The 12,899-nt window shown below is 63.6% G+C and carries 12 protein-coding genes; 3 read left to right on the forward strand and 9 right to left on the reverse strand.

The genetic code is table 11. The annotated features are described in order from the left end of the window. Nucleotides 1-58: 58 nt before the first annotated feature. Both HMPREF3087_RS02210 and HMPREF3087_RS02215 read left to right on the forward strand, forming a co-directional pair. Complete coding sequence (locus HMPREF3087_RS02210) at nt 59-1,432, forward strand: NAD-dependent succinate-semialdehyde dehydrogenase (RefSeq protein ID WP_070427891.1); 1,374 nt, start codon at nt 59-61, stop codon at nt 1,430-1,432. Between the two features lie 165 nt (nt 1,433-1,597). Beyond that, nucleotides 1,598-2,800, forward strand: coding sequence for a cobalamin-independent methionine synthase II family protein (locus HMPREF3087_RS02215; RefSeq protein WP_070427892.1), 1,203 nt, complete (start codon nt 1,598-1,600; stop codon nt 2,798-2,800). A gap of 129 nt (nt 2,801-2,929) precedes the next feature. Here the strand turns inward: HMPREF3087_RS02215 and HMPREF3087_RS02220 are convergent, their stop codons facing one another. The 9 genes from HMPREF3087_RS02220 to HMPREF3087_RS02260 form a co-directional block, all read right to left on the reverse strand. Beyond that, the gene (locus tag HMPREF3087_RS02220; protein WP_070427893.1) at nt 2,930-3,295 is read right to left on the reverse strand and encodes an SdpI family protein; all 366 of its coding nucleotides are present in this window, start codon (nt 3,293-3,295) and stop codon (nt 2,930-2,932) included. Then, entirely contained in the window at nt 3,292-5,454 is a 2,163-nt protein-coding gene (locus tag HMPREF3087_RS02225; protein WP_070427894.1) for a S9 family peptidase, read from the reverse strand. Before HMPREF3087_RS02225 ends, HMPREF3087_RS02220 begins: the two co-directional genes overlap by 4 nt. A gap of 48 nt (nt 5,455-5,502) precedes the next feature. Further along, the gene (locus tag HMPREF3087_RS02230; RefSeq protein WP_070427895.1) at nt 5,503-6,789 is read right to left on the reverse strand and encodes an adenylosuccinate synthase; all 1,287 of its coding nucleotides are present in this window, start codon (nt 6,787-6,789) and stop codon (nt 5,503-5,505) included. A 215-nt stretch (nt 6,790-7,004) separates the two neighbouring features. Continuing rightward, nucleotides 7,005-7,466, reverse strand: a complete 462-nt coding sequence (locus tag HMPREF3087_RS02235; protein ID WP_019175898.1) for a DUF3151 domain-containing protein — start codon at nt 7,464-7,466, stop codon at nt 7,005-7,007. A 35-nt stretch (nt 7,467-7,501) separates the two neighbouring features. Next, complete coding sequence (locus HMPREF3087_RS02240) at nt 7,502-8,362, reverse strand: hypothetical protein (protein WP_070427896.1); 861 nt, start codon at nt 8,360-8,362, stop codon at nt 7,502-7,504. Continuing rightward, nucleotides 8,359-9,480, reverse strand: coding sequence for a glycosyltransferase family 2 protein (locus HMPREF3087_RS02245; protein WP_070427897.1), 1,122 nt, complete (start codon nt 9,478-9,480; stop codon nt 8,359-8,361). The genes HMPREF3087_RS02240 and HMPREF3087_RS02245 overlap by 4 nt, the downstream gene beginning before the upstream one ends. Before the next feature lie 5 nt (nt 9,481-9,485). Continuing rightward, a complete protein-coding gene (locus tag HMPREF3087_RS02250; protein WP_070427898.1) occupies nt 9,486-10,253 on the reverse strand; it encodes an ABC transporter ATP-binding protein in 768 nt (255 codons plus the stop codon). Then, complete coding sequence (locus HMPREF3087_RS02255; protein ID WP_026022848.1) at nt 10,237-11,085, reverse strand: ABC transporter permease; 849 nt, start codon at nt 11,083-11,085, stop codon at nt 10,237-10,239. Before HMPREF3087_RS02255 ends, HMPREF3087_RS02250 begins: the two co-directional genes overlap by 17 nt. Nucleotides 11,086-11,164: 79 nt before the next feature. Continuing rightward, nucleotides 11,165-12,376, reverse strand: coding sequence for an FAD-dependent oxidoreductase (locus tag HMPREF3087_RS02260; RefSeq protein WP_070427899.1), 1,212 nt, complete (start codon nt 12,374-12,376; stop codon nt 11,165-11,167). A gap of 48 nt (nt 12,377-12,424) precedes the next feature. On the opposite strand from HMPREF3087_RS02260, the gene HMPREF3087_RS02265 reads away from it, so the two are divergent. Beyond that, nucleotides 12,425-12,841 (forward strand): acyl-CoA thioesterase, encoded by a 417-nt coding sequence (locus HMPREF3087_RS02265; protein ID WP_070427900.1) that lies wholly within the window; start codon nt 12,425-12,427, stop codon nt 12,839-12,841. Nucleotides 12,842-12,899: the final 58 nt, after the last annotated feature.

Below are 12,899 nucleotides of genomic sequence, written 5' to 3' on the forward strand. Positions count from 1 at the left end.
CCCCGTCGGCATGGACGAATTCGTCAACAAACGCCTGTTCTACACCAAGGAGGACTGAATGAGCATGGACTACAAGGTCATCAACCCGGCAACGGGTGCGACCGTTGAAACGTTCCCGGCCATCAGCGACGACGAACTCGAAGCAGTTCTCGCAAAGGCAGAAAAGGCCCAGCGCGAATGGGCTGAGCTCGACATGAGCGAACGGGCGAAGATCGTCCACCGCGTTGCCGACCTCTACAACGAGCGCGCCGAAGAGCTCGCCGAAATCATCGGCGTCGAAATGGGCAAGCGCCGCTCGGAGGCCATCGGCGAAGCCAAGTACTGCGCAAAGATCTACCGGTACTACGCCGACAACGCCGCAGAGTTCACCAAGGATGTTCCGCTGGATGCCCCCGGCGGCAAGGCTGTCATGCAGCACAAGCCGGTCGGCACCATCCTCGGCATCATGCCGTGGAACTTCCCCTACTACCAGGTGGCTCGCTTCGCATCCCCCAACCTCATGCTGGGCAATGCGATCGTTCTCAAGCACGCAGAAATCTGCGCAAAGTCCGCTGGCGTGATGGAAGAGATCATGCTGGAGGCCGGCGTGCCGGAAGGTGTTTTCCAGAACATCTACGCAAAGCACGACCAGATTTCGAAGGTCATTGCCGATGACCGCATCGCCGGTGTTTCGCTCACCGGTTCCGAGCGCGCAGGCGCTGCGATTTCGGCTCAGGCGGGCAAGGCGCTGAAGAAGGCCGTTCTTGAACTCGGCGGTTCCGACCCGTACATCGTGCTGGACTCCTCGGACGTCAAGGCTTCGGCTCAGCTTGCCTACAAGACCCGCCTGTTCAACACCGGCCAGGCGTGCAACTCGAACAAGCGGATCATCGTCATGGACGACATGTACGAAGAGTTCGTTGACGAACTGGTCCGGCTGGCATCTGAGGCCACTCCCGGCGACTACACCAGCGAAGACCCGAACGTCTACATGCCGCTGTCTTCGCGTGCAGCAGCTGAGAACCTCTACGACCAGATTCTGCGCGCCAAGGACGCCGGCGCCACCATCCGCACCGGTGGGCAGATCTCCGACGAGGGCGCTTACGTGTCCCCGACCGTCATCACCGACATTCCGGTGGGCTCGGACATCTACTACGAAGAGTTCTTCGGTCCGGTGCTCGTGGCCTACCCGGTGTCCTCTGACGAAGAAGCGCTGGAGCTTGCCAACAACACCCAGTTCGGTCTGGGCGGCACGGTCTTCAGCGAAGACGTCGAACGCGCCCAGAAGGTCTCCGACCGGCTGGACGTGGGCATGGCTTCGGTCAACATCCCGAAGGCCGGCGCCGAATACCTGCCGTTCGGCGGTGTGAAGCGCTCCGGCTACGGCCGTGAACTCGGCCCCGTCGGCATGGACGAATTCGTCAACAAGCGCCTGTACTACGTGGCCGACTGACGCAAACCGTGCTCACCTGAGCACAGCGCCTCAGCCAAGCGGCGCCTCGTCACTTTATGACGGGGCGCCGCTTTTATTGCACAAATATTCCGAAATGCGTCAACGTCGGAACACGCATGTTTGCCCGTTCATATGATGAAAAAAATTCATCCAGAAAGGAGCATCATGACCATTCGCGTTTCCCACGCCGGCTCGCTGCCGCGCACCGACAAGCTCATCGCCGCCAACGCCGCGCGCTTTGATGACAACATCGACACAGACGAGTTCGGACAGCTGCTGACCGATTCCGTTGTCGACATCGTCAAGCGCCAGAAGGACGTCGGCATCACGGAAGTCAATGACGGCGAATACGGTCACGCCATGGCCGCCGAAAAGGACTACGGCGCCTGGTGGCACTACTCCTTTGAGCGCACCTCGGGCCTTGAACTGCAGGATGTGCACTTCCTCAACGCTCCCCCGGTCCGCTCCGAACCGGGCAAGGTCGTGCTGACCAGCTTCCCCGACCGCCGCGACCGCCACCTGTTCCCCGGCGTGTACGGCGAGGCGGAAGCTTCCGGCGCTGACACCGGCGTGCAGCCGCAGTTCCCCGTGGCTGTTGAGCCGGTGCGCTACGTCGGCCAGGAGCTCATCCAGCGTGACATCCAGAACCTGAAGAAGGCCTGCGAGACAGCCGGCATCGATCCGTCGACCGCCTACATCAACTCGCTCGGCCCAAGCTCCGCCGCACGCATCGAGAACGGCTGCTACGACAGCGACGAAGAGTTCATCTGGGCCATGGCCGATGTCTTCCGTGAAGAGTACCTGGCGATTGCCGAAGCCGGGTTCATCATCCAGATCGACGACCCTTCGATTGCTGAGAACTGGGACCAGATCAACCCCGCCCCCACGTTCGAGGAGTACCGCGAGTTCACGCGCCCCCGCATTGAGGCGCTCAACTACGCACTGCGCGGCATCGACCCGCAGCAGGTGCGCTTCCACACCTGTTGGGGTTCCTGGCACGGCCCGCACGTTACGGACCTGCCCTTCGAAGAGATCGTCGACGATGTACTGAGCATCAACGCCGCCGGCATCACCTTCGAAGCCGCGAATGTCCGCCACGAACACGAATGGCGCATCTGGGAGGACACCAAGCTGCCCGACGGCAAGTACATCATCCCCGGCATCGTGTCCCACTCGACGAATATCGTTGAGCACCCGCAGCTGGTGGCAGACCGCATTGAGCGCTTTGCCCGCCTGGTGGGCCCCGAAAACGTCGTCGCCTCGACCGACTGCGGTCTGGGCGGACGCGTCCACCCTGAAATCGCCTGGGCGAAGCTCGAGAGCCTCGCGCAGGGCGCTGAGATCGCATCCAAGCGCCTGGGCAGCTGACCCAGCTGAGCTGATCACCTAACACCGGCACAGAGACAAGCGGCGCCTCGTCATTCTTCTGACGAGGCGCCGCTTGCTGTCCGCGGTCCGGTGCGGCTGCCGCTGGGCACCGGTTCTGGAACCGGCGGTCTACCGTTTGCCGCGGGCGGCGATGATGGCGAACACGGTGCCGAAGATGCCGATGAAGATCTGCCCGCACAGGCCCAGCAGCGCCATCATGAGCGCCCCGCCTTCGCTGACCCACACGGCCAGGGCGATTGTGGCCAGCAGTGAGATCACGGCGATCCACGGTGCTGCGGCAATGTAGATGAACGCGGCCCGGTGGGCGTGCTGCCACACTTCCGGTGAGCGGCGGGTGGCACCCATGCGGATGCCCCACCGGTCGTTGGGGCCAAGCCGGCCGGCGGCCGCGGCGCGCGTCGGAAACCACAGAAGTGCTGCCACGCCGAAGCCCAGCAGGGTGAAGACGGCTGCCGCGATGAGCGTCGGGCTCACTGTTCGCCGCTTTCGGCCAGGCCCAGACGGTCAAGCATCCAGGCCATCCAAAACGCTGTTTCTCGCCACGAGTCATAACGGCCGGATGCTCCACCGTGACCGGATGTCATGTCGGTCTTGAGGATGACATCGGCGCCGACTTCGCGCAGGCGGGCCGTCCACTTGGCCGGTTCGACGTACAGCACGCGGGTGTCGTTGAGTGACGTGATCGCCAAAATCGGCGGGTACTGTTGCTGCGTGACGTTTTCGTACGGCGCGTAGCTGCGCATGTACTCGTAGAACTCCTTGGAGTGCAGCGGGTCGCCCCACTCTTCCCATTCGATGACGGTCAGCGGAAGCTCCGGCATGAGCATCGAGGTGAGCGAATCGACGAACGGGACATCCGCGATGATCCCGGCGAAGCGGTCCGGGGCCATGTTTGCCACAGCACCCATGAGCAGACCACCGGCGGAACCGCCGCGGGCAACCATGCGCTCGGCTGTCGTCCAGCCGGTGCTGATCAGGTGGTCGGCGACGTCGATGAAGTCGGTGAAGGTGTTCTTCTTGAACTCCATGCGGCCCTGTTCGTACCAGTGGCGGCCCATTTCGCCACCACCGCGAATGTGGGCGATCGCGAACACGACACCGCGGTCCAGCAGGCTCAAACGGGCGGCCGAGAACGCAGGGTCCATGGAGGCCTCATAGCTTCCGTAGCCGTACAGGTTGAGCGGTGCCGGGCCGCTGCGGTCAACAGCGTCGGTGCGCCACACAAGGCTCACCGGAATCTGCGTGCCGTCGGCAGCCGTCGCCCACTCCAGGGTCTGCGAATATGCGCCGAGGTCCACGCCGGGCACCTCTGTCACCTTGCGGATCTGCGTGCTGGTCGGAGTGCAGTCAGCGACCGTGTGCGGACGAACGAGCGAGCCCACCGTGACTCGCACGTGCGGCTGGTCGAAGGCGTGGTTGTCCGCTGCGATGAAGCGGTAGCCGGCGTCTTCACCGGAGTCGATCTCCGTCATCGGGCGCACCCCGTCTTCGGCTGCCGCGTTCAGGTCGATGATGCCGACCCGGGCAAAGCCCGCGCGCCTGTAGCCGACGGCAATGAGGCCGCTGAAGGCTTGGACTTCTTCAATGCGCGTGCCGGTGACGTCCCGCAGCACGCGGCGAGCCTGATCCGCGGAGTCTGCCGAGGTGCCGGGGTCTGCCGAGGTGCCAGGGGCTGCCGCTGGAACATCGACGATGTCGAAGTCGGCGCGGTCGCGGTTGTGGACGATGAGGAAGCGATCTTCCCCGTCGACCACGGCGTGCTCGACCGAATAGTCGACGTCCTGCTCACGCGGCCACACCGGCTGCGGTTCGGCGGTCGGGTCCGAGGTGGGGATGAACCAGGTGCCGGACGTGGTCTTGGCTTCGGTCGAGATGAACAGGTAGTCGCCAGTGCGGGAAAGTTCAGCGCCGACGAAGAACCTTTCGTCGTCTTCTCGGAACACAGCCTCGTCGCTGTCCGTCGACGCACCCAGTGTGTGCCGCCACACGGTGTCGGGGCGCCAGGAATCATCCACTGTCGTGTAGTAGATGTGCTTGCCGGTGCCGTCGAAGCATGCTCCGTAGAAGATGCCGGGAATCTCGTCGGGCAGATCTTCACCGGTTTCCAGGTTGCGGATGCGCAGTGTGAAGCGCTCATCGCCAACCCTGTCCACGGCGTGGACGAGCAGTTTTCCGTCGGGGGAAACATCGAGCGAGCCGACTGCGAAGAAGCTGCTGTCACCGGCTTCGACGTTGAAGTCGATGAGCTGTTCTTCGCCGTCCAGAGCCACACCCGGTTCGATGCCGGGTGGAGTCCAGCTGTCAGCGTCGCGCACTGGGACGCGGCAGTAGGCGGGGTAGTTCTTCCCCTCGGAGGTGCGGGTGAAGTACCAGTGGCCACCGCGGCGGGCGGGAACTGAGAGGTCGGTTTCCTTTGTGCGCGAACGGATCTCGTCGAAAATCCGCTCACGCAGGCCGTTCAGGTGCTCCGTGCGAGCATCCGTGTACGCGTTTTCGCGGTCCAGGTAGTCACGGACCTGCGGGCTGTCTTTGTCGCGCATCCATTCGTAGTTGTCGACGAACGTGTCGCCGTGGAAGGTCCGCTCGTGGGGAACCTTCTGCACGGGTTCGGGTATCTGCGGGGTTGAGTGCATGCCACAAGGGTAACCGGCACGCACCCCTGAGCAGATCAACTCAGCAGATCAGTCCAGCAGGTCGTGGCGGACGATCGACTGTTCGCGGTCGGGGCCCACGCCGATGACCGAGATTCGGCAGCCGGACATGCGCTCAAGCGCCAGCACATAGTCCTGTGCGTTCTTCGGCAGGTCATCGAAAGTGCGGCAGCCGGAGATGTCTTCCTTCCAGCCCGGGAAGGTTTCGTAGATCGGCTTGGCGTGGTGGAAGTCCGACTGGGACATCGGCATTTCGTCAAAGCGCTCACCGTCGACCTCGTAGGCCACACACACCGGGATTTCGTCCAGGTCGTCGAGCACGTCGAGTTTGGTCAGCACGTAGTCGGTGAAGCCGTTGACGCGGCTTGCGTAGCGGGCGATGACCGAGTCGAACCAGCCACAGCGGCGCGGACGGCCGGTGTTGACGCCGAATTCGCCGCCCTGCTTCTGCAGGTACTCGCCCATGTCGTCGAAGAGCTCCGTGGGGAATGGGCCTGCGCCGACGCGGGTGGTGTAGGCCTTCACGATGCCGACGACGCGGTTGATGCGGGTGGGGCCAATGCCGGAGCCGACGCAGGCACCGCCGGCGGTGGGGTTAGACGAGGTGACAAACGGGTAGGTGCCGTGGTCGACATCGAGCATGGTGGCCTGGCCGCCTTCCATGACAACGACCTTGCCTTCGTCGAGTGCTTTGTTGAGCAGCAGTTCGGTTTCCGCCACCATCGGCGCAATGCGGTCGCGGTACTGCGCGAAGTACTCCATGATTTCGTCGACCGTGACATCGCGGCGGTTGTACACCTTGACTAGAAGTTCGTTCTTCTGGCGCAGGGAGCCTTCGATCTTCTGACGCAGAATCGATTCGTCGAAAAGGTCCTGCACGCGGATGCCCAGGCGTGCGGTCTTGTCCATGTAGGTGGGGCCGATTCCGCGGCCGGTGGTGCCGATTGCGCGCTTGCCCAGGAAGCGCTCCGTAACCTTGTCCAGCGTCTGGTGGAAAGGCGCCACCAGGTGCGCGTTGGCGGAGATCTTGAGCTTCGAGGTGTCAGCACCGCGTGCTTCCAGGCCCTCGATTTCGTCGAACAGCGCTTCGAGGTTGACGACGACGCCGTTGCCGATCACAGGCGTGACATTCGGCGACAGAATACCTGCGGGCAGCAGCTTGAGTTCGTACTTTTCGCCGCCGACGACCACCGTGTGCCCGGCGTTATTGCCGCCGTTGGGCTTCACGACGTAGTCGACCTGGGTACCCAGGATGTCTGTGGTCTTGCCCTTGCCTTCGTCGCCCCACTGGGCACCGACGACCACGATTGCAGGCATTCGTCACCTCACGTTGACTTCTTCGCACATTAAGCGCATACAAAAAGGCGGATGACCGCCGTTGCCATCCCATTCTATCGGATGGGCAGAAATGTGATGCGGGGCACTGCGCACTGACGGGGCCCACGAGCACCCCGCCGGCAGACAAAACCGGGGCAGCCCCACACGTCAGGAGCAGCCCCGGTCAGTCACAGGCTAAGGCGAGCGGCGCCTCGTCAGCTGCCAGAGCCGATGCGGTCAATGGCCTCCGGATCGGAGTCGCGGAGGAACTTCTCAATCCGCTGGGCCTCTTCTGCTTCGCCGATGCCGGCGGCAGCCCGGCCCAGGTTGTACAGAGCGTGGAGGAAGCCGCGGTTGACCTCGTGGGAGTACGGAATCGGTCCGACACCGCGCCAACCGGCCTGGCGCAGAGCGTCAAGGCCGCGGTGGTAGCCCACGCGGGCGTAGGCGTAGGAGTCGACCAGGCGACCCTCGGAGAAGGCCTCGTCGGACAGTTCGGCCCATGCCAGGCAGGACGCCGGGAGGTCGTGGGCCACGTCAGTGGGCTCTTCGCCGGCGTCCAGGCGGCGGCGCGCCTCGACATCCGGGTGGTCATCCGGCAGGTAGGTGGGCTGGGGGCCCAGCTGCGAAGCGTCGAGATTGCCGATGTGTGCGGGTTTGCCGAGTGGCTGGCTCATGTTTCTCCTTCAGCTGCGAAAGCGCGGGGCGCGATTCACTTGTTGCTTTTGACAGCGGGCGGCTGGACGGCAAAGGGATCAGTGGTCAGGGCGCCGAAGATGCCGTCCTGCTCAAGCGCCTTGAGCTGCTTTTCTGAGGCAACACCGGAAGCCCACACGCGAATTCCCGCGCTGTCGTAGGCATCCGTGTCAAGGCTGTCTTCGCCGGCTTCCAGCGCGACCATCGAAACTCCGGCTTCCTGCAGCTGGCCGGGGGTGGTCGACGTGACTTCGCCAATGTACATTCCGGCGGCACCGGCTTCTTCGGCAGCGCTGAGCACATCGAGCGATGTCGAGCGCACAATGAGGGCATCCAGGTCTGAGCGCTTTTCGGTGATGTCCAGGACGTCGCTGAGCACTTCCTGCGATTCGACCCGCGGTGCGAACACCAGGTATTTGCCGTAGCGCTTCATAGCGTCATCAAAGGTGATCGGGGTGCCCGGACGCGTCTGCTCCCCGTCGTCTTTGCTCTTGGCAGGCGGGATCTTGGACGACAGGAACTTGTCGGTTGGCGTTTCGTTCAAAGGCTGGGCCAGGTTGAGGTCCGCCTGCACGGATTCGGCGTTGGCCAGCACAAGGTCGTCATCGGCGGTTTTCGCCAGGTCAACCGCCGGGAGGTAGCCGAACTTGGCGTTCTCTTCGACCGCTTCAAGCGAATTTGCCGGCAGGGAGTCCGAACCTCCGCCGAGTGCCGCCACGGCAGGTGTGTTGAGGCCGTCAACCGTCAGGCGGTCCTTGGGCGTGAGAACGAAGACCGCCACAGCAATCAGGATGCCCACCAGCACGAGCCCACCCGCAATGAGCGGGGCGTTGAACCCTTTCGCCGGCTGTTTGCCGAACTCAAACTTCTTGCTCATGGGCGGTCCTGTTCTTCTGTCCTGTCTTCTGCCGAGGTGCCGCGCGCCTCTGTTCTTGATCGGTCGGCATCGCTGTGGTCGGCTCCCGTGACGATGCCCTTGAGGAAGCCGGTTCCCCACGCAATGTGCATGGTCGGCACGGCCGCGGCGAAGGCTGCGCGCTCCTGCCTGTCAGCACCCCTCGCCGTCAGCGCGAGCGCTGACACGACGGCGGCGTAGGAGGCGGCACCGACTTGCGCTGCGCCGATTCCCCACCGCACGGGCGAAGGCAGGCGACGAGCCGCGCCGGTTGCCTGCAGCGCTGTTCCCACTGCGGCAGTTGCAAGACCTGCGACGAGCACCGGCGGGGCGAAGTACCGCAGGCTGTTGCGGGTGCTGTGTCGGCGCACAATTTCGGCACGCCATTTGCCTGTCGCGTAGAACTGCTGGGCCACGCTGCGGATATCGGCGCGCGGCCAGTAGGTGACGACGAGTTCCGGGTTGAACCACACGAGTCCGCCCGCCGCGCGGATGCGCAGGTTGAGCTCCCAGTCCTGCCCGCGGCGCAGGGACGGGTCGAAGCCGCCCAGGAGTTCGAAGACTTCACGGCGGAAGATTCCGAGGTAAGCAGATTCGCTGGGGCCCGCCTGCGCACCCGAATGATAGGCGGGTCCGCCCAGGCCTATGGGCGACATGTAGGCACGAGCAACGGCTTTTTGGAACGGGGTCTCCCCCACCGCGCGCATGAGTCCGCCGACGTTCGCAGCGCCCGTTTCGCGCAGCGTGTCAACTCCGATCGCCGCGTAGTCCGACGGCAGTTCGGAGTGCGCGTCAACCCGGATGATGACCGGATAGCGGGTTTCGGCAATCGCCAGATTGAGGCTCGTGGGAGTATCGCCCGCGGGGTTGTGCACCACGTGGACGCGCGCATCGTCGCGGGCCATGCGCTCGGCGATTTCAGCTGTCCGGTCGGTTGAAGGCCCCAAGCCTATGACGATTTCCTTTGGCCCCAGGTACTCCTGGTTCAGCACCGTCTGCACGGCGCGTTCTATCCGGCTCTCTTCGTTGAGCACCGGCATGATGAAGGATACGCCGGGACGCTCATCGAGTTCCCACAGTTGGGAAAGGTCAATGCTCACGCAGCTCACCTGTGTGCTTCGTATTCTTTGACGACGTCGTCGGTGTCACCGTCAGCCATGAGGACGCCCTTTTCAATCCAGATTGTCCTGTTGCACGTGTCGCGAATAGACCGCATGGAGTGTGAAACGAGGAAGACGGTACCGGCGGATTCGCGGATGCCGCGGATGCGGGCTTCAGACTTTTCCTGGAACTGGCGGTCGCCGACTGCCAGGGCTTCGTCGACGATGAGGATTTCATAGTCCTTGGCCGTGGCAATGGCGAACTTCAGCCGGGCGGTCATACCGGACGAGTAGGTGCGCATCGGCATGTCGATGAATTCCTGCAGACCGGTGAATTCAACGATCTCGTCGTATTTCGCTTCGATCTCTTCGCGCTTCATGCCCATGGCCAGACCACCCAGGATGATGTTCTGACCGCCGGAAAGGTCGCGGATGAGTGCCGCACCGACACCCAGAAGGTTGGGTCGGGACCTTGCGTAGACGGCTCCCTGGGTGGGAGGGATGAGCCCGGTGAGTGCCCGCATCAGGGTCGATTTGCCGGACCCGTTCGTGCCGATGACGCCAATCGACTCGTTGGCGTTGGCGGTGAAGGACACGCCTTTGAGGGCTTCGACTTCCTTGTAGCTGCGTTTGCGCTGGAACAGCCCGCCGGTCTGCCCCGGGGCCAGGTGTTTGCCTGTGGCCAGTGTTTTGAACGTCACGTGGAGGTCGTCAACGACGACAACCGGTTCGCCTTCGCGCGGCTTGGAATCGATATCAGTTTTCTCGACCATAGCGCTCCTCTGCTCGCCAGAAGAAGATTGTGCCGATGATCAGCAGGCTGAATGCCCACACCGCCAGGTGCCACCAGTAGTTCCAGTGAATTTCGTAGGCGCCCATGAGGATTCCGCGTCCCAGTGACAGCACCTCGAACAGGGGGTGCCAGTCGAAGATCGCCTTGAGGACCGGCTTATCTTCAACAAGCGCAAGGGGGTTGAAGAACACTCCCGAGGTGTAGAAGATCATGCGCGAAATGAACGGGGTCAGCTGGCTCAGGTCGCGGAAGTGCACCGTCAGGCGAGCGAAGATGAGAGCGACCCCGGTGTTGAGGATTGCGAACAGCGCCACCAGCGGGATCATGAGCAGCCACTGGAGGTTCGGGAGGTCACCGCCGATCATGACGAGCACCGCCATGAGCAGCAGGGTTGGGATGAAGTTGAAGAACTCTTCGAGCACCTTCGCCAGCGGCAGCACCATGCGCGGGAACGGCAGGGACTGCACGAGCGCGGTGTTCGAGATGATCGACTTCGCTCCGCCGTTCATGGACGAGTTGTAGAACTCGAGCATGAACACGCCGATGATGACGTAGGGGGCGAAGTTCGGCGGTCGGCTGCCGGCGAGGATGAAGCCGAACACCAGACCGTAGATGAGGGCGGAGAACGATGGGCGCAGGAGCACCCACATCTGACCCAGCCGGTTGCGCTCATTGGCGCTGCGCATGCGGTAGCGAGCCAGTGTCACCGTGAAGTCGCGCCGCCGCCACACTTCGCGCATATAGGTGAAAAACGGCGCCCTGGCGCCCACCCGCTCGAGTGAGTGCTCAGCGGCGAAATCACTCATTGACATGAACGCGCGACTCTTCCTTAGACGTTGATGAACACCAAGATTCTACCGAGTGGTCGGATAAACCGTGCTCAAGTGGCTTTCAGGCGATTCGCCCCGCCGGCTGGCGCGAACGTGTGCGCATATCAAAATCCGGCGCGGCGGCTTCAGCACGCGTCACAGCACCCGGCAGGTCACGGCCGTCCGCAATCGCCTCAAGCCCTTCGGCCAGGACGGATCCGAGCAGCCGCTTGGCCGCATTGTGCGCCGGCGGCAGGCCGATGGTTTCTACCCGAAAAAGCACGCTGTCATCGTGAGGCCCGCTGAAGAACAGCAGCTGCCCCCTGCCTGCGGCAGGATCACCCAAAACAACGGGAGTGGGATCGCACGCCCGGTAAGCAGCACCGGCGGTGAACACGCGGGTGGTGCCCTGGAAGCTCCAACGGGAGGGCACCTCGCGCCATACGGCGTCACCATCTTCACCGGCCAGGACGCGGCCCAGCCACAGTCCCTGGGACAGAGCTGTTGGTTCGGCACCTCCGTCGCCCAGACCGGCGTGCGGCCCTTCGACGACTTCGGCGCAGTCGCCGATGGCCCACACACCTGGCGCCACCTGCAGATCAGCACCCACGGCCAGACGGCCGGAGAACGTCAGCGGCCACGGGCACTCCGGAACGGCGGGGCGTGAACCGACGGCGGCGGCCCACACATCGGCGGACGCCGCATCCGGATTCGAGGCGCGGGGAACAAAGCTCACGCCCGCGGCCTCGTTGAGGGCAAGAACGGCCTGACCCAGCTCCGGACTAGCCCCGGGCAGGGGAAGGTCGCCGCGCAGGTGGAGTGACACCTCGACGCCCCGGTCTGCAGCGGAGCGCGCGACCTCAAGAGCCAAGAAACCAGACCCCAGCACACCCAGCCGCGGCAGGGGGTCTCCCCTACCGACAACAGCATCGCGCAGTGCCTGCGCCCCAGGCAGCGAGCCGACCGTGAAGCCGCCCGGAATGGGTGAGGGGCGCGGAGTGAGCCCCGTGGCAATGACAATCGATTCGGCCTCCAGCACGCGCCCGTCAGCCAGGTGCACAGCGCCCTGTTCAACGCGCACGGCTTCAGCCGTGATGCGCTGGATGCCCTCCGGCACCGGCAGCGGCGTGACGGTCAGTGCCTCCCCGAACAGGCCGTCGGTCAGGGGCGGGAGCTCAACGGGTTCGTCCCGCGGGTCAACAAGCACGGCCGTCTTGCCAGCACGCGACAGCACCTGGGCGACCTGCGTGCCGGCAGCACCGGCGCCGACAATGACAATGTCCGACTTCTTCACGCACCCCACTGTACTCACGGAGCTCGACAGTCATGGCAGACTGACCGTATGAGTGACGAACAGCCGAAGGCCAGCGATTTCCCGCTGGCTGCAATTGAAAAGATCCGGTACGGCGACACTGACAGGCAGGGCCATGTCAACAACGCCGTCTATGCGACCTACTTTGAGTGCGGTCGTGTGGAGATCATCCAGTCGATGCAGGATATCTTCGCAGACGACGACGCTTTTGTGCTTGCGACGATCACCATCGACTACCTGGCTGAAGTGCTGTGGCCCGGCGAAGTTGAAATCCGCACGCGCCTGACGAAGGTCGGAAATTCCTCAATCGGCCTGGAGCAGCTGCTCATCAACGAAGGCGAAGTCCGTGCGAAGGCAACCTCGGTCATGGTGCTGACGAACATCAACACCCGCCGCTCCGCTCCCCTGTCGGACGAAGCAAAAGACCGCCTGCGCACCTTTATGTGACGCAGGGCCCTCCGAATACCAAGAACGAGGCGCCGCTCACCTTTCCAGGTGAGCGGCG

This window comes from Brevibacterium sp. HMSC22B09 (assembly GCF_001806795.1).
Lineage (GTDB): Bacteria > Actinomycetota > Actinomycetes > Actinomycetales > Brevibacteriaceae > Brevibacterium > Brevibacterium ravenspurgense.